The organism is Sulfitobacter sp. W027, assembly GCF_025143985.1.
GTDB lineage: Bacteria > Pseudomonadota > Alphaproteobacteria > Rhodobacterales > Rhodobacteraceae > Sulfitobacter.
Genome location: NZ_CP083564.1, coordinates 3,060,001 through 3,083,978, shown reverse-complemented (window position 1 = coordinate 3,083,978; position 23,978 = coordinate 3,060,001). Strand labels below are relative to the sequence as shown.

Genomic DNA, 23,978 nt, shown 5'->3' with positions numbered 1-23,978 from the left:
AACGGCAAGTTCGCCGCTCAGGCAAGAATCAATCACGGCAGGGCAAACTTGCGTTTTTCCAAACTCAGATTAACCGGCTTTAAAAGCTTCGTGGACCCGACCGACCTCGTCATCTCCGACGGGCTGACGGGGGTCGTAGGGCCGAACGGCTGTGGCAAATCCAACCTGCTTGAAGCGCTGCGGTGGGTCATGGGCGAAAACCGCCCGACCGCAATGCGCGGCGGTGGCATGGAAGATGTGATCTTTGCCGGAGCCGCCTCGCGCCCGGCGCGCAATTTTGCCGAAGTGGCCCTGCATCTGGACAACAGCGACCGGTTAGCGCCTGCAGGATTTAACGAACAAGACGCGCTAGAGATCGTGCGCCGCATCACCCGTGACGTGGGCAGCGCCTATAAGGTGAACGGCAAGGACGTGCGGGCGCGGGATGTGCAGATGCTCTTTGCCGATGCCTCAACGGGCGCGCACAGCCCGGCGCTGGTGCGGCAGGGTCAGATTGCCGAGCTAATCAACGCCAAGCCAAAGAACCGCCGCCGCATTCTGGAGGAAGCCGCTGGGATTTCCGGGCTTTACCAACGCCGCCATGAGGCCGAGCTCAAGCTGAACGGCGCGGAGCAGAACCTTGCCCGCGTCGATGATGTGATCGAACAGCTTGCGTCGCAACTGGCCACTCTGGCCCGCCAAGCCCGTCAGGCCGCGCGCTACCGCGAGATTGGCGAGGCGCTGCGCCGCGCCGAGGGGCTGCTGCTGTACCGCCGGTGGCGCGAAGCGGATGGGGCCCGTGGTAAAGCCGAAGACGAACTGCGCGCCCGCGTCACGGCGACCTCCGAAGCGGAAGCGCAGGTCCGCCGCGTTGCCAAAGGGCGGGAGGAGGCAGAGGCCGCTCTGCCAGCTCTGCGTGAGGAAGAGGCGATCTCTGCCGCTGTCCTGCAACGTCTTGCCACACAGCGCGACACGCTAAGCGATCAGGAGGCGCGCGCTGCCGCGTTGATTGAGACGCTGACCAGCCGCATCACCCAATTGGCCCGCGACATCGAGCGCGAAGGCGGATTGAACCGCGATGCTGAAGAAACGATCGAGCGCCTTGATTGGGAAGCGCGAGAGTTGGCCAAAGCGGGTGAGGGACATGAGAACGCGCTAGAGACTGCCGCGGAGGCGGCGAGCGAAGCGGCTGCCGTGCTACAGGCCCGCGAGGGTGATCTGAACCAGCAGACCGAAGATGTCGCCCGTCTGGCTGCGCGTCATAGCTCTGCCGAACGACTGCTTCAGGACAGCCGCAAAACGCTGGAGAAGTCAGAGGCCGAAGCGCGCAAGGCCCGTGATGCTGTAGCGCAGAGCCAAGCGACACTTGACAAAGCAGGTCTAGATTTCGCCGTGGCGCAGCAGGCCGAAGCCGCCGCTGTCACCGCTGCTGCTGCTGCCGATGCGGCCCTCTTGGCCGCCGAAGAAACACGCGCTGACACGCAATCGCGCGAGGCCGATGCCCGTGCTGAGCGGTCTGAGGCCGAAGGCGAAACCAACGCCCTCCGGGCAGAAGCCGGGGCGCTGGCGAAGCTGGTTGAGCGTGACACGGCTGAGGGCGGGCAAATCCTCGACCGGTTGCAGGTGGAGCATGGGTTTGAAAAAGCGCTCGGCGCGGCTCTGGCAGACGATCTGCGCGCTCCTGAGGTCGAAGTGGAAGGTCCGTCGGGCTGGTCAGTGCTGCCGGGCTATCTGGAGACGCAGGCGCTCCCCGAAGGGGTGACGCCGCTGACGCAGCATGTCTCGGTCCCCGAGGTGCTGGAGCGCCGCATGAGCCAGATCGGGCTGGTCGATCCTGATGCGGGCACGCGGCTTCAGGCGCAGTTGTTGCCGGGGCAGCGGCTGGTCTCGCCCGAGGGCGATCTTTGGCGGTGGGATGGGTTCCGCGCATGGGCCGAGGATGCGCCATCGGCAGCCGCGCTGCGCTTGCAACAGTTAAATCGCTTGGAAGTGTTAAAACAGGCGCTTGAGCAGGCAAGCCAGCGTGCCGATGGTGCGCGGGCTGCGCATGAGACTCTGCAGCGGCAATTGGCGGAGCAAGCCGAGGCTGACAAACGCGCCCGTGATGCGCGCCGAGATGCGGACCGTCAGGTTGCGGATGCAGGTCGTGCGCTGAGCCGGGCTGAGGCGGATCGGAATCTTGCCCAAAGCCGTCTGGAATCCCTCGGCCTTGCTGTGAAGCGCCATGAAGAGGCCGCGATTGCCGCCCGTGCCGAAGTGCTTGAGGCTGAGCGTACATTGCAGGGGTTGGACGATCTCTCCGCCGCCCGTGCGAAGGTTGAAGACATCCGCATGACAGTCGAGGCGTCGCGGATCACCATGATGTCGCGCCGCTCGGCGCATGATGAATTGCGCCGCGAAGGCGAAGCCCGCACCCGGCGAGCGCAGGAAGTGACCAAAGAGGTCAGCGGCTGGCGACATCGGCTAGAGACAGCGGGCAAGCGAACCGCTGAGCTGGTCGAGCGCAAGAGCGCGTCAGAAGCAGAACTGGCGGACGCGAGCGCTGCCCCGGCTGAAATCGCGGCAAAGCGTGAGGAATTGACCGGCGCGATTACGGCAGCCGAAGCCCGTCGCGCCCATGCAGCAGAGACGTTGAGCGCTGCGGAGGCGGCGCTGAAGGCGGCAACGGATGCAGAGCGGGATGCCGAACGGCAGGCATCGGACGCGCGTGAAGCCCGCGCAAGGGCCGAGGCGCGCAGCGATGCGGCCCGCGAAACGGTGTCCCATGCCGCTGAGCGCATTTACGACGAACGGCAGGTCACCCCCGAGGCGCTGCGCAATGCACTCGACGTCGAAGCTGACCAGATCCCACGCGCCGAAACCCTTGAAGAGGACGTGAATCGTTACAAGCGCCAGCGGGATTCCTTGGGGGCGGTGAACCTGCGCGCAGAGGATGACGCCAAGGAGGTCCGCGAAGAGCATGACACCCTGCTGACTGAAAAGGCCGATTTGGAAGAGGCGATTAAGACCCTGCGCAGCGGGATTGCCGGGCTAAATCGTGAGGGGCGGGAACGGCTGCTGACGGCTTTTGAACAGGTGAACGCGAATTTTTCGATGTTGTTCACCCATCTTTTTGGCGGTGGCGAAGCGAATCTTGTAATGGTCGAAAGCGACGATCCGTTGGAAGCTGGACTAGAGATCATGTGCCAACCGCCGGGCAAGAAGCTCAGCACCCTGAGCCTGCTGTCGGGCGGAGAGCAGACCTTGACCGCGATGGCGCTGATCTTTGCCGTCTTCTTGGCAAACCCGGCGCCAATCTGTGTGCTGGATGAGGTCGACGCCCCGCTTGATGACGCAAATGTGACCAGATTCTGCGACCTGCTGGACGAGATGTGCCGTCAAACCGACACCCGGTTCCTGATCATCACTCACCACGCGGTGACCATGGCACGCATGGACCGGCTCTTTGGCGTTACCATGGCGGAGCAGGGTGTGAGCCAATTGGTGTCTGTCGATTTGAAGAAGGCGGAGGCGCTGGTGGCGTGATGAGGGGGCTGGCGGCGGGCGCAGGGTGGCGCCTACGGAGATTACTGCCTGCCGCCTAACGGATCACATCCTACGTTTTTTCAGGCGTTGGATCGGATTAGGCAGGCCGGCGGCACTCAGCTTTTGCGTGCGACGGTGACGCCAGATACGTCCTCGATAAACGTTAAAATACGGGCTCTTACCGCATCATCCTTGATGGCACCAATTGCATTAACAATGTCGAGCGCGGGGTCATTTTTGGTTTGGGGCGCGTCATCTTCCAGCCCTTCAAAGAAGTAGCCGGGAGTAACATCGAGTATCCGCGCCAACTCATGCAGGCGGCTGGCTGCGATCCGGTTCGAGCCGATTTCATACTTTTGGATTTGCTGAAACGACAGCTTAAGTTCGCGCGCCACATCGGTCTGGGACTGCCGCCGCAGGGTGCGGGCTTGCTTGAGCCGACGACCGACGTGAACGTCTACAGGGTGTGACATGATAGATACCTCAGGTTGAGTTCCATATATTCACTACCCGCAATGTGTTGAGGATCAATTGCCTAGATCTGGCCTATTTGCGTTAACCAATTTACCTTAGGTGGATGGATTATGTTGCGTTGTGGGGTGATTCATGTACCATCCCTTGCCTATGAACCAGCATATGTCCGATATTGAGCCGGCCGCCGCCGTGCTTCAGACCTCCCAAAAGGAACCCGCGCCGGCCCTTTTGTTCGAGATGATACGTTCGTTTGTGACGCTCGCGAGCACCCTGAACCTCAGCCATGCAGTCGCTCGTTTGGCCAGTACGCGACAGACGGTGAGACGGCATATCCAGCAATTAGAGGAGGCGATGGGCGCCCCGCTATTCGCCATTGAGAACCGGCGCTATTCCTTAACCAAGGCCGGCCTAGAGGCGCTGCCTGAAGCGCGCGATATCCTCGACCGGGGAAAGCTTTGGCTGGATGGCAAAACACGCCATGCTGACGGAATGCTGCGCCTATCGCATGAGGAGCCGAACGGTTGGTGCTTTCACCAACAGCAGCAGCCGTTATCGTTGATTTGGGATGGCGGGTCCCCGATGCTGCAGGCGGCCCTTCAGGCGTGGTGCCAAAGCCGGGGGGAACTGGAAAGCGAAGCGTTTCGCGCCATGCGCCCCTATGTGCTGGTCTACCGAGATTCCCCCAACGGTTGGATTTGCACCGAGGTTGGAGAGAAATCTTTCTACACCCAGTGGTGGGGCTGGAGCAACGCGCGCAGCAGCATCGGGCGACCGCTCAAGCTGTTTCCGGGCGGGCCTGAGTTTGAAAATATGCTCAACTTTCCCTTTCGGGAAGTTGAGGCGACTTTTGGCGTTCGTCTTGATGAGGTGGTGACCCAAATCCCGCGGGAGGAGGGGGGAGACCCGGTGCCACTGGCCTATAAGCGCCTGCTGATGGCTGGGCGCTATCCCGACAAAAGCTTTGCCTTGATCGCAGCAGTGGATCGGTCAACTTCGGTAAATATCATCGGGGTGGACGACAGCTTCCTTCACGAGATGCCGCTCGACGCAAAGGTGACCTTCGCAGGGTAGAGTATGCTGCGAGCAATGCAAAAAGGGCCGCCCATTGAGGCGGCCCTTGGTAATCCTGTTAAATTCGTAAAGCCTTAGCTAATTGCAGCGGCTTTCACATCTTCGTCGATATAGGGCAGATACTGCTCAAAGTTGTCCGAGAACATCTTGACCAGTTTGGCCGCCTGACGGTCATAGGACTCCGGATCGTCCCATGTGCGGCGCGGGTCAAGCAGGATGTCGGCGACGCCGTTCACCTCAACAGGGACATCGAAGCCGAAGTTCGGGTCTTTGCGGAACTCGGCATCGGCCAGACGGCCTTCAAGGGCGGCGCTCAGCAAAGCGCGGGTCGCCTTAATCGGCATCCGCGAGCCGGTGCCATAGGCCCCACCGGTCCAGCCGGTGTTAACCAGCCAGCAGGTGGCACCATGCTGGGCGATCTTTTCGCGTAGCAGGTTGCCGTAGACCTCCGGGCGGCGCGGCATGAAGGGCGCGCCGAAGCAGGTGGAGAAAGTGGGCTCGGGCTCGGTCACGCCGCGTTCGGTACCCGCCACCTTGGAGGTGAAGCCAGACAGGAAGTGATACATCGCCTGCGCCGGGCTGAGCCGCGCGATCGGAGGCAGCACGCCGAAGGCATCGCAGGTCAGCATGATGATGTTCTTCGGGTGGCCGCCAACGGCCTTTTCGCTGGCGTTCGAGATATAGTGCAGCGGGTAGGCGGCGCGCATGTTGGCGGTGAGCGAGTCGTCGTCGAAATCGAGCTCAAAGGTGTCGGGATCAAAGACCATATTCTCGATCACGGTGCCGAATTTGGATGTAGTCGCGTAGATTTCCGGCTCTGCCTCGGGGTTGAGGTTGATGGTCTTGGCATAGCAGCCGCCTTCGAAGTTGAAGGTGCCATTGTCGGACCAGCCATGTTCGTCATCGCCGATCAGCGTACGCTCTGGATCGGCTGAGAGAGTGGTTTTTCCGGTGCCCGATAGGCCGAAGAAAACAGCCGTATCAACCGGGTTGCCGTTGGCGTGGTTGGCTGAGCAGTGCATCGGCATGATGCCCTTTTCGGGCAGCAGGTAGTTCAAGAGGGTGAAGACCGACTTCTTGTTCTCGCCCGCGTATTCGGTGCCGCCGATGAGGATCATCTTGCGGTCAAAGTTCATCGCGATCACGGTCTCGCTGCGGCAGTTGTGCTTGGCCGGATCGGCTTGGAAGCTGGGGCAGTTGATGACGGTGAAATCGGCGGTGAAGTCTTTCAGCGCTTCGGCATCGGGGCGGCGCAGCATGGTGCGGATGAAAAGCCCGTGCCATGCCAGTTCTGTCACCATCCGCACATTGATCGCATGTTTGGGGTCGGCACCGCCAACGAGGTCTTGGACGAAGTAATCCTTACCCTGCATATGGGCGATCATGTCTTGATAAAGCGCATCAAACCCTTCGGGCGACATCTCAGCGTTGTTTTCCCACCAGATGCTGTCGGCCACGCTGTCGGTCTTGACCACATGTTTATCTTTGGGCGACCGGCCGGTGAATTTGCCAGTGGTGACGAGGAACGCGCCGCCCTTGCCTAGGCTGCCTTCGCCCCGTTTCAATGCCGCCTCGACCAGCGCAGGCTCGGTCAGGTTGTAATAGACATCGCCGAGCCCGCTGATCTGTTGATCTTCGAGGCTGAACTGCGGGTTTACCCGTCCAAATGTCATATGATGTCTCCTGTGGTAGCGCGTGAGCAGCGCAGAACGTGTCCGAGCGGGCGCAATTGCCCTGGGCATCGGGGCCTTGAGAGCCTCTTAACACGGGCGTTTTCAGGTTGAACAGGCAGCTTTGTCACAGTTAGCGCCATCATCTAAAACTTTGTTTCGAAGCGCTTAGATCCCGGCCAAAAGCTGCCACTGCAACCTGACCTTCACCCTATGCGGGCGAAGTTAAAGTGCGGCAATTTAGCCATTCCTAACCAAATTATGACCCAATTGGTGCATCACGAAGGCACGATTCGCACTTAAGGATTGATTCGATCTGTTATATTGGGGATCACTGACTCCAAAAATAAGAACGAATTGAGCAGCATAAGGAAGCAGGCAATGTCAAAGATTGCATTGGTAGACGATGACAGGAACATCCTGACATCTGTTTCGATGACTCTGGAAGCTGAAGGCTTCGAAGTAGAAACCTACAACGACGGCCAGGCCGCGTTGGACGCATTCAACAAGAAACTGCCGGATATGGCAGTGCTGGACATCAAGATGCCCCGCATGGACGGCATGGATCTGCTGCAACGTCTGCGTCAGAAAACCGCGATGCCGGTGATCTTCTTGACCTCCAAGGATGATGAGATCGATGAGGTTTTGGGCCTGCGCATGGGGGCCGACGACTACGTCAAAAAACCCTTCAGCCAGCGCCTGCTGGTCGAACGTATCCGCGCCCTTCTGCGCCGCCAAGATGCGGTAGAGACGAATGAAGTAGGCGATACCGAAGAAACCAAGGTGATGGAACGCGGCGATCTGCGGATGGACCCTCTGCGTCACGCGGTCAGCTGGAAGGGCAAGGATGTGTCCCTGACCGTGACCGAATTTTTGCTGCTGCAGGCCCTCGCGCAGCGCCCCGGCTTTGTGAAATCGCGCGACCAGCTGATGGACGTGGCCTATGATGATCAGGTCTATGTGGACGACCGCACCATCGACAGTCACATCAAGCGCCTGCGTAAAAAAATGCGCAGCGCGGATGATGAATTCTCGGCGATCGAAACGCTTTATGGCATCGGCTATAGATATAACGAAGAGTAAACCCGGCACTTAACGCGGGTCGAAAGGAAGCTTGTGCGGGACATGGCTGCTGGCAGAGAGGGTGATGTTGTACTGGGGGATGATTGGGTCACCCCTGACAGCGCCGCGCCTGATGAAATTCGGGTCAAGCGCGAACGGCGAGGGCTGTTCTCGCTCCGCTCCTCGCCGCTAACGCGCAAGATCATTACCTTTAACCTCATCGCGCTCAGCGTTTTGGTGGCGGGGATTCTTTACCTTAATTCCTCGCGCGACAGTCTGGCGCTGCAACGCGCCGCGGCACTGGTTTCCGAGACTGAGCTGATTGCGGATGTGATCGAAGCCCAGCTCCCCGCGGGCGCGCCGGTGAACCTCACCACTGGCGATGGTGTTGATGTGGCCGCCACGCTTGAAGGGCTGGACCTGCGCGGCGGCATCGACGTCTTCGTTTATGACCCCGCAGAAACGCTGGTGGCCCGCACGGCTGGTAGCCTCTCTGTGGCTGAAGCCCTTGCCGCTTCTGAGGCGGGGGAGCGGACGCTGCTGAATGACGGGTTGAACTGGCTTTGGGAGCGCGTTTCTGCTCCCTTCAGCACTGAAGAAGACGCCACGACCCCACCGCTTGAAGAGCAACTGCGCCGCATGGTCAGCACAAGCGTGACCGGCGGCACCCGGCTTGAGGGCACGCTCGCCATCGAAGGTGGGACATTGTTCAGCGTCGTAACCCCAATCATGCAGGGCAATACCCCCGTCGGCGTGGTCGCAGTCGCCAGCGCCGCGGGAGAGATTGACCGACTGGTGCGCAGCGAACGTGAGCGTGTTTTGCAGATGTTCGTTATCGCCACGCTCGTGTCCATCGGTCTCAGCCTCGTGCTGGCCTCGACAATCGCCAACCCCTTGGCGGACCTGTCGGCAGCGGCTGAACTGGGCCGTGACAAAGACGCGCGCAAGATGAACCCCGGCCGCATCCGCATTCCGGACCTTACCGCGCGTCCGGATGAAATCGGCCGTCTTTCTGGCGCACTGCGCGGGATGGTTTCGGCGCTTTACAACCGGATTGACGGGAACGAACAATTCGCCGCCGATGTGGCTCATGAGATCAAGAACCCGCTCGCCTCTCTGCGCTCCGCCGTCGGCACGTTGCGCATGGTTAAGCGCGATGACCAGCGCGAAAAACTGCTGAATGTCATCGAACATGATGTGCGCCGCCTCGACCGGCTGGTCAGCGACATCTCCAACGCCTCCCGCCTTGACTCCGAACTGGTCAAGGAAGAGGAAGAGCCCTTTGATCTGCTGCAAATGCTGGGCAATCTGGGGCAGTATCTTGGCGAAGATGCGAAATCCAAGGGCATCGATTTTATCACCGATTTGCCCGCCGCACCGATTACCGTGCATGGGCTTGAGGCCCGTTTGGCGCAGGTTTTCGTGAACCTCATCACCAACGCGATCTCCTTTTGTGAAGACGGGGATGCGATCCGTGTCTGGGCGCGCAAACGGGCCAACCGCGTGCTGATCGTGGTCGAAGACACAGGCCCCGGCATTCCCGAACAGGCGCTCGGCAAAATCTTCAAACGCTTCTATTCGCAACGTCCCGAAGAGCATTTTGGCAATAACTCTGGCCTTGGCCTCGCGATTTCCAAGCAGATCGTCGAAGCCCATGGCGGTGTGATCTGGGCCGAGAACATCCGCCCGACCGAGGCCGATATTACGTCCGAGCCCCTCGGCGCGCGTTTTGTCGTGGGTTTGCCGACCTAAGCAGCGGCGCGGAGCCAAGGGATGACAATCGAGCGCATCAACCTCCACGCCAGCTGCGTGGCAATTAATGGGCGTGGAGTGCTGATTCTTGGCCCCTCGGGCGCTGGCAAATCGGCGCTTGCCTTGCAGTTGATTGCCCTTGGTGCCACGCTGGTGGCAGATGACCGAACCGATGTGATCCGCCATGCGGATCAGGTAATTGCCAGCGTGCCGGAAAATATTCGTGGTCTCATTGAAGCGCGCTACGTGGGCATCCTGCGGGTCAAGGATTACGGCCCAGTGCCCTTAGCGCTCGTCATCGATCTGGCCCATACCGAAAAGCAACGCCTGCCCGAGCGCCACACATATCCGGTACAGGGTGTCACATTGCCCTGTTTTCACAAATGCGATAGCGCTCATTTTCCGGCAGCAATTCATCTGTATATATCAGGTGTGAAAGAACCGAATTGATCAGTCAGACCTCATCAACTGACCTCGCACCCCGGCGATTGGTCCTTGTCACCGGCCCCTCGGGCGCCGGTCGTTCCTCTGCGCTCAATGTGTTGGAGGATGCAGGATTTGAGGCGATCGACAACCTACCTTTGCGGCTGTTGCCTGCGCTGCTCGACCGACCCGGCGACGCACAATCAGTGGCCTTGGGCATCGATGCGCGCAACCGCGATTTTTCAACCGAAGGCGTGCTGGAACTGATGGGCCGCCTGTCGGCAGAGCCGGGGTGGAGCGCGGAACTGCTCTATCTCGATTGCGCGCCGGATGTGCTTTTGCAGCGTTTTTCCGAAACCCGCCGCCGCCATCCATTGGCCCCCGCAGACCGCCCTGCGGACGGTATCGCGCGCGAGCAGGACCTGCTCCATCCGATCCGCGCCCGTGCCGACGTACTGATCGATACGACAACACTCAACGTGCACGAGTTGCGTGCAGAGGTGGAACAATGGTTTGCTCCCGGCGGGCAGCGCAATCTGACGGTGTCTGTGCAAAGTTTCTCCTATAAGCGTGGCCTGCCGCGCGGCGTCGACGTGGTGCATGACTGCCGTTTTCTCAGAAACCCCTATTGGGTGCCCGAACTGCGCAGCGGTGACGGCAGGGATGCGGCTGTCGCGGCCCATGTGGCGGGCGATAAGCGCTACACCGATTTTGCCGACAAGGTGCTTGATCTCAGCCTCCTCTTGCTGCCCGCCTACCGTGAAGAGGGCAAATCGCATATCTCCATCGCCTTCGGCTGCACAGGCGGGCAACACCGGTCTGTCGCCATGGCGGAAGATCACGCTTTGCGCCTTGCAGAGCAGGGCTGGCAGGTGTCAATTAGGCACCGTGAGCTGGACCGCCAGCATCGTGAAGGAAACAAGCCGTGATCGGGATCGTCATCGTCGGACATGGGGGGCTGGCGCAAGAGTATCTTGCCGCCATCGAACATGTCGTGGGATCCCAATTTGGCGTGCGCGCCATCGCTATTGAGCCCGATCACGACCGCGCGGATAAAGAGCGTGAGATCTGCGCCGCCGCCGATGCGGTGGATCAAGGCGCAGGTGTCGTCGTGGTCACTGACCTTTTCGGCGGGTCTCCCTCAAATCTCAGCCTCTTGGCCTGCCGCCCAGAGAACCGGCGCATCATCTACGGCGCGAACCTGCCAATGCTCATCAAACTCGCCAAATCACGGCATATGGATGTGCCGGACGCCGTGCGCGCCGCGCTCGAAGCTGGTAAGAAGTATATCGACAGCCAGAATGTCAGCGCAGGTTAGAAGGCCCCAAGACGTCATGCCCGAATTTTCTTTAAAGATCGTAAACGAAAAAGGCCTGCACGCACGCGCCTCCGCCAAATTGGTCGAAGTGGTCGAGGCGTTCGATGCCCGCGCCGAAGTCAGCAAGGATGGCATGTCAGCCTCGGGCGACAGCATCATGGGGCTTTTGATGCTTGGCGCGTCGCGCGGCACGACGATTGATGTCCAAACCTCCGGCCCCGATGCCGAGGCCTTGGCCGAAGCTTTGACCGCCCTCGTGGCGGATAAGTTCGGCGAAGGATACTAAGCCCGCATGGCGGGAAAAAGGATCCTCCGACCCCATGGATGACGCGCAAAAGATTGCGGGCGAACCGGCCCAGACAGGTGACGGTACGGTGACTTTCACCAAATACGACCGCCGCAGCCTGTCCTACGCCTCGACATTCGATGATCCGTGGAAGGCGCGGGTGATTTCCGCAATGGAGCTCTTCACTGGCAAGCTCAAGATCTTAAGGCTGATCCGCAAGTTCGAGCAACGCGGCACCCCCTCGGGCCAAGCCTTCTGGCGCGCGGCGCTCGACACCATGGGGATCGATCTTACCACCCCCCAAGAGCAACTTGACCGTATCCCCAAAGAGGGGCCCGTCGTAGTCGTGGCCAACCACCCTCACGGCATGGTTGATGGTATGATCTTCGCCGACCTCATTGGCCGGGTGCGCCCTGATTACCGCATCCTCACCCGATCTCTGCTCACCTCTATCGACGAAGTGGCGGGCAGCTACATGATCCCGGTGCCCTTCCCACATGACCCGGACGCGCAGCGCAAAGGCGTGGAAATGCGTGCCAAAGCCATGGCGCACCTCAAGGAGGGCGGCGTCGTCGCTCTCTTCCCCTCTGGCGTCGTTGCCACGTCGGAAAGCTGGTGGGGCCCGGCAGTCGAGGCGGAATGGAATGTCTTCACCGCCAAGATGATCCGTCGCTCCGGGGCGCAGGTGGTGCCAATGCGCTTTCCCGGCCAGAACAGTCGCGCCTATCAGATCGCCAACCGGCTCAGCCCGATGCTGCGCCAAGGCCTTCTGTTGCATGAAATCGCCCATGCCTGCGACAAACCCCAAGGGCCCATTGTCGGCCATCCGCTAAGCCAACAAGAGATTGACCGCTGGGCAGACGACCCGCGCGGCTTCATGGCTTGGCTGCGCGCCCATACTCTGGCGCTGACCAACTAACTTCATCCTTTTAAAAATACCCGCGGGGGAATCGCGCCTTTGGCGCGATGGGGGCAGGGCCCCCTATACCCTTGCGGCTTAGCGCGTCGGTACTGGTTTCTCGCCGCGGTAATCATAGAATCCGCGCTGTGTCTTTCGACCCAGCCAACCGGCTTCGACATATTTGGTCAGCAGCGGGCAGGGGCGATACTTGGTATCGGCCAGCCCGTCGTGCAGCACGTTCATAATCGCCAGACAGGTGTCCAGGCCGATGAAGTCCGCCAGCTCCAGCGGGCCCATCGGATGGTTTGCCCCCAGCTTCATCGAACTGTCGATCGACTCCACATTGCCGACGCCTTCGTAAAGCGTATAGACCGCCTCGTTGATCATCGGCATCAGGATGCGGTTCACGATGAAGGCGGGGAAATCCTCGGCGGAAGCGGCGGTTTTGCCCAGACGATCCACCACGGCTTTGCAGGCATCATAGGTTTCGCGGTCCGTGGCAATGCCGCGGATCAGTTCGACCAATTGCATCACCGGGACGGGGTTCATGAAGTGGAACCCCATGAATTTCTCAGGCCGGTCGGTGCGGCTGGCCAATCGGGTGATCGAGATCGACGAGGTGTTCGACGTCAGAATCGTTGTCGGCTTGAGGTGCGGGATCAGGTCTTCGAAGATCGCCTGTTTCACCGTCTCCCGCTCCGTCGCGGCTTCGATCACCAGATCGCTCTGGCCTAGATCGCTTAGCGTCTGCGTGGTGGTGATACGTGCCATGGCAGCATCCCGGTCAGCGGCGGAGATTTTCTCACGGCTGACCTGACGATCCATGTTGCCGGTGACGGTTTTCATGGCTTTGGCCAGCGCATCGGCGCTGACATCGTTCAGCATCACATCATAGCCTGCCAGCGCCATGACATGGGCAATCCCGTTGCCCATCTGCCCCGCTCCCACGATACCGATTGTCTGGATGTCCATGGCCTGTCCTTTGCTTGAGTTCGGCGCACAATAGGGCGCGTGGCGGGGGTGCCGCAAGTGCAGCCGTTGACGAAATATAACAGCAAATTTGACCGTTAAGAGAATCGCAGTTCCTGCTGTGCAATCTGGCTTTGGGTGAACAACAAAGGTGGGTTCAATGACCTATGACGCAATGGGGCCAGCCCCTCTCGATTATCTTCCTTGCCGCTACGGCACCTCAAAGTTGATGTTTCGCGGTCCCCGCCGCCGGTTGGAGGGCCCCTATATCGCCTTTCTTGGTGGAACAGAGACCTACGGCAAATATATTGAGCAGCCCTTCCCGGCGCGGGTAGAGGCAGAGCTTGGTAAAACTTGTGTAAACTTCGGGTTTCCCAATGCCGGGATCGACGCATTTGCACATGATCCCTTTGTCGCGCAGGCGGCGTCTCAGGCGGATGTGACAGTGGTTCAGGTCATGGGCGCGCAGAATATGACCAATCGTTTCTATTCGGTCCATCGGCGCCGGAATGACCGCTTTGTCGGTGCTTCGGCCCTTTTGCAGACGATTTACCGCGAAGTGGATTTCTCGGAATTTCATTTTAACCGCCATATGCTCACCCATCTTATGCGAGTCTCCCCTGAGCGGTTCGAGGCGGTGCGCGCAGAGTTGCAGCACGCATGGCTGGCGCGCATGCGGCTGATGCTGGGGCAGATACAGGGGCGGACGCTGCTGTTGTGGCTGGCTGACCGTCCCCCGGTGGCCGCCGCCGAACAGCCGGTGGGGGAACTGGGCTATGACCCGCTTTTCGTCACCCGTGAGATGTTTGAGGCAGTGGCCCAACATGCCACCGCCAAGATTGAGGTGGTCTCCCCCAAAGACCCATCTGCCGGGCCAACCGCAGGCATGGTGGTGAGCGAATTGGAGACCCAAGCCGCGTCAGAGATGCTGGGTCCGATGGCCCATGCCAATGCCGCCGCTGCCTTGACCGATGCGCTGCAAAGCATGTCCTGAGCGTTCCGGTAAGGGGACATGCAATAAAAAAGGCCCGCCGAGAGCGGCGGGCCTTTGGTGTTTCACGTGAAGAGCTTTACAGCTTTTCGATCAGCTCAGGCACCGCGTCGAAGAGATCGGCCACCAGCCCGTAATCGGCCACTTGGAAGATCGGCGATTCTTCGTCTTTGTTGATCGCGACGATGATTTTGGAGTCTTTCATCCCGGCGAGGTGCTGAATCGCACCCGAGATACCAACCGCGATATAAAGATCAGGGGCGACGACCTTACCGGTCTGACCCACCTGCCAATCGTTCGGGGCATAGCCCGAATCAACCGCCGCACGCGACGCGCCAACAGCGGCACCGAGCTTGTCGGCCAGCTTCTCGATCAGGGCAAAGTCTTCTTCGGAGCCGACGCCACGGCCACCGGAAACCACCACGCCCGCGCTGGTCAGCTCGGGACGGTCGGATTCGGCAACTTTGTCTTCGACCCAAGTCGACAAGCCGGGGTTTTCGACAGCCGAGATCGTCTCGACCGAGGCAGAGCCCCCTTCACCGGCCGCATCGAAGGTCGATGTGCGGAAGGTGATGACTTTTTTGGCGTCGTTAGATTTCACGGTCTGAACCGCGTTACCGGCATAGATCGGGCGCTCGAACGTGTCAGCATCGACAACACCGGAAGCATCCGAAATCACCATGACGTCCAAAAGCGCTGCCACGCGGGGCATCACGTTTTTAGCGTCGGTGGTGGCCGGAGCGACGATATGCTCATAGTCACCCGCGAGCGACACGATCAGCGCTGCGGTGGCTTCGGCCAGACGGTGGCCCAGCATCGGGTCTTCAGCGACCAGCACCTTGGACACGCCGTCGATCTTGGAGGCCGCTTCGCCTGCCGCAGCGGCAGAGCTGCCTGCCGCCAGAACGGTCACGTCGCCCAGAGCCTTGGCTGCGGTTACCGCCTTGGCGGTGGCATCCATGGACAATTCGCCATCGGAGATTTCGGCAATCAGAAGAACAGCCATTACACAGCCCCCACTTCTTTGAGTTTCGCGACAAGCTCGTCAACCGAACCAACCTTGATGCCCGCAGCACGTTCGGCAGGCTCAACGGTTTTAACGATCTCCAAGCGGTTAGAGACATCGACGCCATAGTCTTCGGCGGTTTTCTCATCCAACGGCTTTTTCTTGGCCTTCATGATGTTCGGCAGCGACGCATAGCGCGGCTCGTTGAGGCGCAGGTCCACGGTGACGACTGTCGGCATGGTGACCTCAATGGTCTGCAAACCGCCATCGACTTCGCGGGTGACTTTCGCCTTGTCGCCTTCAATGGTGACCTCGGAGGCGAATGTCGCCTGAGACCAGCCCATCAGCGCCGACAGCATTTGCCCGGTAGCGTTCATGTCGTTGTCGATCGCCTGTTTGCCGCAGAGCACGAGGCCCGGCTGCTCTTCGTCGACGATGGCTTTGAGGATCTTTGCCACGGCCAGCGGTTCGATGTCCTTGTGCACATCGTCCGAAGCGATCACGAGAATCGCGCGGTCAGCGCCCATGGCGAGCGCGGTGCGCAGGGTTTCCTGCGCTTGCTTCACACCGATGGAGACGGCGACGATCTCATCAGCCTGACCAGCTTCTTTCAGACGAATCGCCTGTTCGACGGCGATTTCGTCGAAGGGGTTCATCGACATTTTCACATTGGCGAGATCAACACCCGATCCGTCCGCTTTGACACGAACTTTCACGTTATAGTCGATCACGCGTTTGACAGGCACCAATACCTTCATGAGCGGTCTCTCTCCTCAGTTTGTGACGCGGGCTGGTGGCCCGGTCTCCCTAATTCTCCAGACGGGTGTAACGAAGCGGATCGGATCAAAACAGGCCAAAATCGGCAGTTCAGCAGTTTTGAACGCGGCGTTTTCCCGGTTTTTCTTCTGTTAGCGCTAATTTCTCAGCGGTTCGCCCCCGGCACCCAAAGCACGTCTTCTTTGCCCGCGTTGTTGGCCATACGTGCGGCAACGAAGAACCAGTCGCTGAGACGGTTGAGATAGGTCACCGTTGCCGGGTTGATCGTGGTCTGTTCTGACAGCAGCACCGCCAGCCGTTCGGCGCGGCGCGCCACAGTGCGGCAGACATGCAAATGCGCTGCCAGCGCGCGGCCCCCGGGCAGGATGAAACTGCGCAGCGGGTCCAACTCAGAATTCATCACGTCGATTTCGCGCTCAAGCCGGTCAACTTGCTCTTGGGTGACCCGCAAAGGCGGATATTCTGCCTTGCGATCTGCTTCCATATCGGGGCGGCAGAGGTCGGCACCGAGGTCGAAGAGATCATTTTGAATGCGCGCCAGCGCTTCGTCCGTGGCGCCGGTGGCTTCGAGCCGTGCGACGCCGACAAAGCAATTTAATTCGTCGGAAGTGCCATAGGCTTCGACCCGCGCATCATGTTTGGCGACACGGTCACCATTTCCAAGCGCCGTGGTGCCCTTATCCCCTGTGCGGGTGTAAATCTTGTTCAGTACAACCATCAGATCGTTCCCCCTCGGAAATAGACATAGGCAAGGATCAGCAGCACTGCGATGAACTGGGCGATGATCCGCCAGCGCATCAGCTTGTTTGCGTTGCGTTTGTTGAACTTGCCCCCGGTGGCAAAGCCGCCCAGCCCCATCAGGAGCACGACGGCGACCGCAACGACGGAAATCAGGACGATCACGAAAAACGGATCATTTGGCATGGGCTGTCCTTTCGTTGCCCCGAGATGTAGCGGCGCGCGGCAGCCGCGCAACCAAAATCAACGACTGGTCACCCAATCCAACGCGCGCGTCGGCAGGATACGCCGCAAAACACTGGCGATATGGGTTGGGGTTGTGACGAAATAGCGCGGGCGGGGTCGGGGGGACTCGACGGCATGGGCCAGCTTTTCGACCACCGCCTCGGGGAGGAGTTCAAAGCGGTCCTTCTTGCCGCTGACATCATAGAGCCGGGGGCGCATGGTGCTTTCATATTCCGCTGCACGGGGGCTGTTTCTCCAATCAATCCAGCGCTCGAAGCGGGGGATCGCCTTGGTCCGCAGTTCGGAGGTGACGGGGCCGGGCTCAATAAGGATTAATTTAACCCCGGTGCCGCGCATCTCAAGCCGCAGGGTATCTGTCAGCCCTTCGAGTGCAAATTTCGTGGAGTTATACGCACCCCGCCACGGCATTGCGACCATGCCAAGCACCGAGGAGCACTGCACAATCCGCCCGTGTCCCTGTCTGCGCATCACCGGGATGACCGCACGTGTCAGGCTGTGCCAGCCAAAGAAATTGGCTTCAAATATCTCGCGCAGGGCCTCGGTGGGCAGGTCTTCGACCAAACCGGGCGTCGCATGTGCACCGTTGTTAAAGACGGCATCCAAGGTGCCGCCTGTCTGCTCCAACACATGTGCGAGCGCCGATGAAATGCTGGCCTCGTCGGTGTAATCGATCCGGGGCGCGTCAAACCCTTTGGCGCTGAGGCGGTCGCAATCGGCTTGCTGGCGGCAGGCGGCAAAGACCTGCCAGCCCCGCGCGCGCATACCATGTGCAGCAGCATAGCCGATTCCACTGGAACAGCCTGTGATGAGGATGGATCGGGTCGCAGACATGCAAAGGGCCCTTCATATGAAAGGCCCTTCATCGCGCGATGCTATAGGATTGGCAAGTTAGCCGTTGCTGAGCAGGAAGTCGGCCATCCAACCGGATTCTGCACCGTCTACGCTGCGGAACCGCACCCAACCTGCACCATTGTCTTCGATGATCTCAACGGCGTCGCCTTTACCTAACTTGCCAACCACACCAAAATTGGTGCCTGGACCGCCGCGCACATTCACCCGTGTGCCACTCACTTTCCGGATATCGGCCTGCGTGGTGCTCACATAGGTCGCGCTGTTGTCGCCGGAATTGATCAGGCTCGGAATGACAACGGGCGTGCTAGAGGTGGTCACTGAATAGGATGCATTCTGAACCATCGAAGCGGAAGCATTGACGGTCTTCGCCTTTACAACCTTAGCGCCAGCCCGGGTTTCCGGCGTCGCCACGGCTTTCTGCACCATTGCATCATTGGCCTGTGGCAGATCGCTCAACGTGGTCAGGTTCAGCGCCACGCGGGTTGCGGTATCATCGCGCGCCGGGGCTTTCTGTGCGAAGGGGGTGATCGGGCTTTCGGCCTTGCGGGCTGCGTTGGCGGCAGCGGCGGTGACCAAGCTGGAAGAAGTTGTGCCCGCATTGGCGCTGGCGATGAGCGTCGAATCGGCAGCTTCGGAACCTGCCAACTGTGGACCTGCAGGTACGAAATCGGCCCCGCCGCTCATTTCATAAAACGCCCAGCCCATGAAACCAAAAGTCAAAAAGATGAACCGTTTCATTATGCTGTTCCCCGTCCTTGTCAAAACCATGTCGCTGTTGAGAGACCAACGCGAAACTTCGCGAATGGTTCAATTTCAATTGGCAAGAATTCGCATAGCGCCAAAGTATTGCTTTTTTCTCACTTGAAACCGTGACAGGGGCGCATTTGCTGAGTCGGCCTTCAGCAATCTGTCGCTTGCTCGCCCTGTCACGCTTGGCTAAAAGACCCGTCATGTCAGACATAACCACACCCCCAGAACTCGACCCGAATGACCTGTCCGAGCCGCTACGCCGCGCCTTAGGAGAGCGGTATCTGACCTATGCGTTGTCTACGATCATGCACCGCGCATTGCCGGACGCACGAGACGGGCTAAAGCCAGTCCACCGTCGGATTCTTTTTGCCATGCGCGAGCTGCGGCTGTCCTCGACGGGCGGTTTCCGCAAGTCGGCAAAGATTTCGGGCGATGTGATGGGTAACTACCACCCGCACGGCGATGCCGCGATCTATGACGCGATGGCGCGTTTGGCGCAGGATTTCAACGTGCGCTACCCGCTGGTCGACGGGCAGGGTAACTTCGGCAACATTGATGGCGATAACCCGGCGGCCTCGCGGTACACCGAAGCGCGGATGACCGCCGTGGCCGAGGCCATGCTGGAAGGGCTGAACGAGAACGCCGTCGATTACCGCGAGAACTATGACGGCACGCTGACCGAACCTGTGGTGCTGCCCGCGCAGTTTCCGAACCTGCTGGCCAATGGCTCTTCGGGCATCGCCGTGGGCATGGCCACCAACATCCCGCCGCATAACATCGCCGAGCTCTGCGACGCCTGTATCCATCTGATCAAGACGCCCGACGCCCGCGACGAGACGCTCTTGAACTATGTGCCCGGTCCCGATTTCCCCACCGGCGGGGTGATCGTCGAACCGGCCGAGAATATCGCCAATGCCTACCGCACCGGGCGCGGCTCTTTCCGTCTGCGCTGCCGTTGGGAGGTCGAGGATCTGGGCCGGGGTCTGTGGCAGATCGTGGTCACCGAGATTCCCTATCAGGTGCAAAAATCGCGGTTGATCGAAAAGATCGCCGAATTAATCCAGACCAAGAAGATCCCGATTCTCGGCGATGTGCGCGACGAATCCGCCGAAGACCTGCGGATGATCATCGAGCCGCGCTCGAAAAACGTCGATCCGGCGGTGCTGATGGGCATGCTGTTCCGCAACTCAGATCTTGAGGTGCGATTCTCGCTCAACATGAACGTGTTGATCGACGGGCAGACGCCCAAAGTCTGCTCGCTGAAAGAAGTGCTGCGCGCCTTCCTTGACCACCGGCGCGAGGTGCTTCAGCGCAGATCGCGGCACCGAATGGACAAGATCGACCACCGGCTGGAAGTCTTGCAGGGGCTTATCACCGCGTTCCTGAACCTAAACCGCGTGATCGAGATCATCCGCTATGACGATGACCCCAAAGCCGCCTTGATGTATGAGGATTGGAGCCGGGTGCATCAGGACACGCTCAGCCGTGCGATGGACGAGGCTGCCTATGTCTCCCCGCTGGCTGGTGTCGACGTGTCCAAGCTCGCGGTGATCGCAGATTCCGAGGCGCAGGCGACGGGTGTGTTGGCCGAGAGCGGCGACACCCGCGCCGTGCCGCATAGCTATGCGGGCCGCGAGAATGGTCTCTCTGATGTGCAGGCCGAAGCGATCCTGAACATGCGGCTGCGGTCTTTGCGGCGTTTGGAAGAAGACGCCTTGGTGAAAGAGCGCGATGCGCTGATGTCCGAACGTGCGGGGCTTGAAGACTTGCTCGACAATGAAGAACTGCAATGGACCACCATCGCAGATCAACTGCGCGAGACGAAAAAGCAGTTCGGCAAGGATTGGGTCATCGACGGCATCAAACGCGGGCAGCGACTGACCACTTTTGAGACCGCAGGCGAAGTCGAGGACGTGCCGATCGAGGCGATGATCGACCGTGAGCCGATCACCGTGGTGTGCAGCCAGATGGGCTGGATCCGGGCCATGACCGGCCATATCGATCTGAACCGTGAATTGAAGTTCAAAGACGGCGACGGCCCACGTTTCATCTTCCATGCGGAGACCACGGACCGTCTGCTGGTCTTTGGCTCGAACGGACGATTCTACACCGTTTCCGCCGCCAATCTGCCCGGTGGGCGTGGCATGGGCGAACCGCTGCGGCTAATGGTCGATCTGCCCAACGAAGTGCAGATCGTGTCGCTGTTCATTCATCAACCGGGGCGCAAGCTTCTGGTGGCCTCCAGCGCGGGCGATGGTTTCATCGTGCCCGAGGATGAGGTCGTGGCCCAAACCCGCAGCGGCAAGCAGGTACTGAACGTGCGCGGCGAAGGTGTCGCGGCGCTGGTCTGTCGTGCTGTCTCGGGGGATAGCGTTGCGACCGTGGGCGAGAACCGCAAGGTGCTGGTCTTTGGCCTTGATGAACTGCCCGAAATGGGCCGTGGCAAGGGCGTCCGGTTGCAAAAATACAAGGACGGCGGCCTGTCGGATGCCACCACCTTCACACGCGAAGCGGGCCTAAGCTGGCAAGACCCGGCAGGCCGCACGCGCACCGAGGTCGATCTTGCGGAATGGACCGGCAAGCGCGCCAGTTCGGGCCGTATGGCGCCCCGTGGCTTCCCACGCGACAATAAGTTTAACTGATTTGACGGGCCCCGCTTTGCGGCGGGGTCAGCTGAGCGGCTCTGCCGTCATCCAGACACCGCCTTCAGGCCGCAGAGTCAGGATCATCACCGGCTCAGGGTCTTTGCCCGGAACCGGGGTGAATTTTAAACGGCTCAGCAACGTGGCTAGGATAATCACCGCCTCTTGCAGCGCGAAGCTTGCCCCGATGCAAATGCGCGGCCCGTCCCCAAAGGGCAGATAGGCATAGCGGTCAATCGCCTTGCGGTCGGCAAAACGCTCGGGCCGGAAGGCGTCGGGCGCGTCCCACAGGAGTTCGTTGCGGCCAAGGGCATAGATCGGGATCATGACCGTATCGCCGGGGCGTATCTCGCGGTCACAAAGCGTATCGTGTTTTTGCGCCGTGCGAGAGATGATGCCGGCAGCCGGGTAGAGGCGCAGCGCCTCATCGACGATCATGCGGATCAAGGGCAGTTGATCCACGTCCTCCCCGCTGCACGCGCGGCCCTGTAGCACCGATTGCACCTCTGCCCGCGCGCGGTCTTGGATGTTTTGATCGAACCCCATCAGGTACATCGACCACGCCAGCGTCAGCGCAGTTGTCTCATGCCCCGCAACGATGAAGGTCAGCAGGTTGTCGCGTAACTCTCCGGTGTTCATCTTGCGTTTTGTCTTGGGGTCGACGCCTTCGAGCAGCAGGTCCAGCAAATCAGGCGTGCCTTCATGCCCACGGGCAATGCGGGCCTCGATGGCGCTATCAGCCATGGCCTTCATCTGCTTTAACGCTTGGCCCGACATCATCCGCCCCGGTCGCGGCAGCCAGTCGGGAAAGCCCAAGATGTCGAACAGGCTGATTTTGCCAGCTTCGGCAATATAGTCGTCAATCGCACCATGCACCTTGTCGCGGTCAAAGGTGCCGTCGCCTGAAAAGGTCACGTCGCCGATTACGTCAAAGGTCGTCGTCACCATCTCGTCGAGCATATTTACCGCGCGCGGCCCGGCGGCAGCGATCCGGTCTGCCGCGCGGATGGCGGCGGCTGTCATCACCGGGGCAAGATTGCGCACATTACGCTGGGAAAACACCGGGGCTGCGGCGCGACGCTGCCAGCGCCAATGCGCACCTTCGGCGATAAACAGCGATTCCCCGATAGCCGGGCGCAGCAGGTTCTTGGTCACGTCCGACTTGGGGTAATCGTCTAACCGGTCGAGCAGAATCTCCCGGATTGCGCCGGGGTCCATCACCATATGCCAGCGCTTGCCGGTCTTGCCCGAGACCATGGGTTGCGTCGTGGCGATCTTGGGGATGATGCTCAGCACATTACGCCGCGCCATTTGTAGGCTGCCGAGCAGGCCAACAGGTTCCGTAACAAGGGGCACGCGCACGGGCAGGGGGGCTGGTTGGGTCATGATGATGTCCTCACACCTAACCAAGATAGGGCGGGGGGAGAGGGGCGCAACTGCGGCAAATGATTGCGCCCCTCCCGGCCATCGGCTAGGCCTTTTGAGATATTAACACCCCGAGGGATATGCCGATGATCCGTGTTCTTGCCGTGCTGATGACTGTTGTGACGCTGGCCGCCTGTAATGGCGCATCCGATCTGGGCGATGCACCGACGCCACTGGGTGACTTCAACCTGCACCACAATATCGTCGTGGCTCCCAAGGCACAGAAGGGTCCGCTGAGCCGTGAGGTCAGCAAAGACGACCTGGCCGAGGCCGTGCGCGCCGCGACAGCAGAGCGGTTCGACCGCTACGAAGGCGAACGGCTCTATCACTTCGGCATCAGTGTTGAAGGCTATGTTCTGGCCCAGCCGGGCATCCCGCTGGTCTTTGCGCCGAAATCCATCCTGATCCTGAACCTGACCGTCTGGGATGACGCCAAAAACAAGAAGCTGAACGCCGAACCGCACCAGATCACCGTCTTCGAATCCCTCGATCAAGGTCCGGTCGTCGGCTCGGGCTATACCAAATCTGCCGAAGAGCAATTGAAGAACCTCAGCCAGAATGCCGCCAAATCGATCGAAAATTATCTGGTGAAGCAAAACCGCGAGCAGGGTTGGTTCAACGGCGGTGTGGCAGTGTCCTCTGCCGGAGGGCCTGAAGACAAATGATGGCGCCTGCGGGGTCCCGGATTGCGCGGTGCTATAAGCGCGGCTGGCTTTAAGTGACCCCAAGGCGCAAGTCCCGCTTGATTTTACCGCCCGAACCCAATACATCGCCCGCCAGATAGGGTTCGGGTCCCCGTTGGGGCCCCTCAATTAAAAGGGCGCCACCATGGCAAAGGCAAAGTTTGAACGCACCAAACCGCACGTCAACATCGGCACAATCGGCCACGTTGACCACGGTAAAACCACGCTGACCGCGGCGATCACCAAGTATTTCGGTGACTTCCAAGCGTATGACCAGATCGACGGCGCGCCCGAAGAAAAGGCCCGCGGCATCACCATCTCGACCGCTCACGTTGAGTATGAGACCGAAGCACGTCACTACGCCCACGTCGACTGCCCCGGCCACGCTGACTATGTGAAGAACATGATCACCGGTGCCGCTCAGATGGACGGCGCGAT

At 60.2% G+C, this 23,978-nt stretch carries 24 protein-coding genes (1 of these 24 running past the window's edge); 13 read left to right on the top strand and 11 right to left on the bottom strand.

The genetic code is table 11. The features are described 5' to 3' along the window. The first annotated feature begins 48 nt into the window (after positions 1–48). Entirely contained in the window at positions 49–3,504 is a 3,456-nt protein-coding gene (locus tag K3759_RS15080) for a chromosome segregation SMC family protein (RefSeq protein ID WP_259983004.1), read from the top strand. 116 nt (positions 3,505–3,620) lie between these two features. On the opposite strand, the gene K3759_RS15075 is transcribed toward K3759_RS15080, so the two are convergent. After that, a complete protein-coding gene (locus K3759_RS15075; RefSeq protein WP_259983002.1) occupies positions 3,621–3,977 on the bottom strand; it encodes a helix-turn-helix domain-containing protein in 357 nt (118 codons plus the stop codon). 163 nt (positions 3,978–4,140) lie between these two features. Here K3759_RS15075 and K3759_RS15070 point away from each other — a divergent pair, with 163 nt between their 5' ends. Further along, the gene (locus K3759_RS15070; protein ID WP_259983001.1) at positions 4,141–5,049 is read left to right on the top strand and encodes a LysR family transcriptional regulator; all 909 of its coding nucleotides are present in this window, start codon (positions 4,141–4,143) and stop codon (positions 5,047–5,049) included. A gap of 74 nt (positions 5,050–5,123) precedes the next feature. Here K3759_RS15070 and K3759_RS15065 read toward each other — a convergent pair whose 3' ends face one another. Next, positions 5,124–6,722 (bottom strand): phosphoenolpyruvate carboxykinase, encoded by a 1,599-nt coding sequence (locus K3759_RS15065; protein ID WP_259982999.1) that lies wholly within the window; start codon positions 6,720–6,722, stop codon positions 5,124–5,126. Between the two features lie 378 nt (positions 6,723–7,100). Here K3759_RS15065 and K3759_RS15060 point away from each other — a divergent pair, with 378 nt between their 5' ends. Genes K3759_RS15060 through K3759_RS15030 form a run of 7 tightly spaced genes read left to right on the top strand, consistent with a single transcriptional unit; the run spans position 7,101 to position 12,479 of the window. Beyond that, positions 7,101–7,802, top strand: coding sequence for a response regulator transcription factor (locus K3759_RS15060; protein WP_067260621.1), 702 nt, complete (start codon positions 7,101–7,103; stop codon positions 7,800–7,802). A gap of 42 nt (positions 7,803–7,844) precedes the next feature. Continuing rightward, positions 7,845–9,533, top strand: a complete 1,689-nt coding sequence (locus tag K3759_RS15055) for a sensor histidine kinase (protein ID WP_259982997.1) — start codon at positions 7,845–7,847, stop codon at positions 9,531–9,533. 21 nt (positions 9,534–9,554) lie between these two features. Then, positions 9,555–9,983 carry an HPr kinase/phosphorylase gene (locus tag K3759_RS15050; RefSeq protein ID WP_259982995.1) on the top strand — a complete coding sequence of 143 codons (429 nt, stop codon included), beginning with the start codon at positions 9,555–9,557 and terminating at the stop codon, positions 9,981–9,983. Then, complete coding sequence (gene rapZ, locus K3759_RS15045) at positions 9,980–10,885, top strand: RNase adapter RapZ (RefSeq protein ID WP_259982993.1); 906 nt, start codon at positions 9,980–9,982, stop codon at positions 10,883–10,885. The genes K3759_RS15050 and rapZ overlap by 4 nt, the downstream gene beginning before the upstream one ends. Then, positions 10,882–11,274 carry a PTS sugar transporter subunit IIA gene (locus K3759_RS15040; protein ID WP_259982990.1) on the top strand — a complete coding sequence of 131 codons (393 nt, stop codon included), beginning with the start codon at positions 10,882–10,884 and terminating at the stop codon, positions 11,272–11,274. The genes rapZ and K3759_RS15040 overlap by 4 nt, the downstream gene beginning before the upstream one ends. Positions 11,275–11,290: 16 nt before the next feature. Further along, on the top strand, positions 11,291–11,560 hold the full coding sequence (locus K3759_RS15035) for an HPr family phosphocarrier protein (protein WP_259982988.1): 270 nt from the start codon (positions 11,291–11,293) through the stop codon (positions 11,558–11,560). 34 nt (positions 11,561–11,594) lie between these two features. Beyond that, positions 11,595–12,479 (top strand): lysophospholipid acyltransferase family protein, encoded by an 885-nt coding sequence (locus K3759_RS15030; RefSeq protein ID WP_259982986.1) that lies wholly within the window; start codon positions 11,595–11,597, stop codon positions 12,477–12,479. 78 nt (positions 12,480–12,557) lie between these two features. Here the strand turns inward: K3759_RS15030 and K3759_RS15025 are convergent, their stop codons facing one another. Further along, positions 12,558–13,433, bottom strand: coding sequence for a 3-hydroxybutyryl-CoA dehydrogenase (locus tag K3759_RS15025; protein ID WP_259982984.1), 876 nt, complete (start codon positions 13,431–13,433; stop codon positions 12,558–12,560). A gap of 157 nt (positions 13,434–13,590) precedes the next feature. Here K3759_RS15025 and K3759_RS15020 point away from each other — a divergent pair, with 157 nt between their 5' ends. Further along, entirely contained in the window at positions 13,591–14,424 is an 834-nt protein-coding gene (locus K3759_RS15020) for a DUF6473 family protein (RefSeq protein WP_259982982.1), read from the top strand. A gap of 76 nt (positions 14,425–14,500) precedes the next feature. Here the strand turns inward: K3759_RS15020 and K3759_RS15015 are convergent, their stop codons facing one another. The 7 genes from K3759_RS15015 to K3759_RS14985 all read right to left on the bottom strand — a co-directional run bounded on the left by K3759_RS15015 (position 14,501) and on the right by K3759_RS14985 (position 19,001). Next, complete coding sequence (locus K3759_RS15015) at positions 14,501–15,427, bottom strand: electron transfer flavoprotein subunit alpha/FixB family protein (protein ID WP_259982980.1); 927 nt, start codon at positions 15,425–15,427, stop codon at positions 14,501–14,503. Then, the gene (locus K3759_RS15010) at positions 15,427–16,185 is read right to left on the bottom strand and encodes an electron transfer flavoprotein subunit beta/FixA family protein (RefSeq protein ID WP_259982978.1); all 759 of its coding nucleotides are present in this window, start codon (positions 16,183–16,185) and stop codon (positions 15,427–15,429) included. The genes K3759_RS15015 and K3759_RS15010 overlap by 1 nt, the downstream gene beginning before the upstream one ends. Positions 16,186–16,349: 164 nt before the next feature. Then, positions 16,350–16,922: a cob(I)yrinic acid a,c-diamide adenosyltransferase gene (locus K3759_RS15005; RefSeq protein ID WP_259982977.1), complete on the bottom strand. Its 573-nt coding sequence runs from the start codon at positions 16,920–16,922 to the stop codon at positions 16,350–16,352. Then, positions 16,922–17,128 carry a twin transmembrane helix small protein gene (locus tag K3759_RS15000; protein ID WP_067260586.1) on the bottom strand — a complete coding sequence of 69 codons (207 nt, stop codon included), beginning with the start codon at positions 17,126–17,128 and terminating at the stop codon, positions 16,922–16,924. The genes K3759_RS15005 and K3759_RS15000 overlap by 1 nt, the downstream gene beginning before the upstream one ends. Positions 17,129–17,185: 57 nt before the next feature. Next, the gene (locus tag K3759_RS14995; protein WP_259982975.1) at positions 17,186–18,019 is read right to left on the bottom strand and encodes an SDR family NAD(P)-dependent oxidoreductase; all 834 of its coding nucleotides are present in this window, start codon (positions 18,017–18,019) and stop codon (positions 17,186–17,188) included. 57 nt (positions 18,020–18,076) lie between these two features. Beyond that, the gene (locus K3759_RS14990) at positions 18,077–18,778 is read right to left on the bottom strand and encodes an SH3 domain-containing protein (protein ID WP_259982974.1); all 702 of its coding nucleotides are present in this window, start codon (positions 18,776–18,778) and stop codon (positions 18,077–18,079) included. Next, complete coding sequence (locus K3759_RS14985) at positions 18,726–19,001, bottom strand: hypothetical protein (RefSeq protein WP_259982973.1); 276 nt, start codon at positions 18,999–19,001, stop codon at positions 18,726–18,728. Before K3759_RS14985 ends, K3759_RS14990 begins: the two co-directional genes overlap by 53 nt. Between K3759_RS14985 and K3759_RS14980 the strand changes: the two genes are divergently transcribed. Further along, a complete protein-coding gene (locus K3759_RS14980; RefSeq protein ID WP_259982972.1) occupies positions 18,991–21,432 on the top strand; it encodes a DNA topoisomerase IV subunit A in 2,442 nt (813 codons plus the stop codon). The two genes, K3759_RS14985 and K3759_RS14980, sit on opposite strands and share 11 nt — an antisense overlap. Positions 21,433–21,459: 27 nt before the next feature. Here K3759_RS14980 and K3759_RS14975 read toward each other — a convergent pair whose 3' ends face one another. Then, on the bottom strand, positions 21,460–22,818 hold the full coding sequence (locus K3759_RS14975; RefSeq protein WP_259982970.1) for a cytochrome P450: 1,359 nt from the start codon (positions 22,816–22,818) through the stop codon (positions 21,460–21,462). Positions 22,819–22,943: 125 nt separating this feature from the next. Here K3759_RS14975 and K3759_RS14970 point away from each other — a divergent pair, with 125 nt between their 5' ends. Together K3759_RS14970 and tuf are read left to right on the top strand one after the other, a co-directional pair. Further along, the gene (locus K3759_RS14970; RefSeq protein ID WP_259982968.1) at positions 22,944–23,522 is read left to right on the top strand and encodes a hypothetical protein; all 579 of its coding nucleotides are present in this window, start codon (positions 22,944–22,946) and stop codon (positions 23,520–23,522) included. A gap of 163 nt (positions 23,523–23,685) precedes the next feature. Further along, positions 23,686–23,978: the 5' portion of an elongation factor Tu gene (tuf, locus tag K3759_RS14965; RefSeq protein WP_259982967.1), read on the top strand. Its footprint extends 883 nt past the window's final position; the window shows 293 of its 1,176 coding nt (coding positions 1–293); it begins with the start codon at positions 23,686–23,688; its stop codon lies beyond the right edge, outside the window.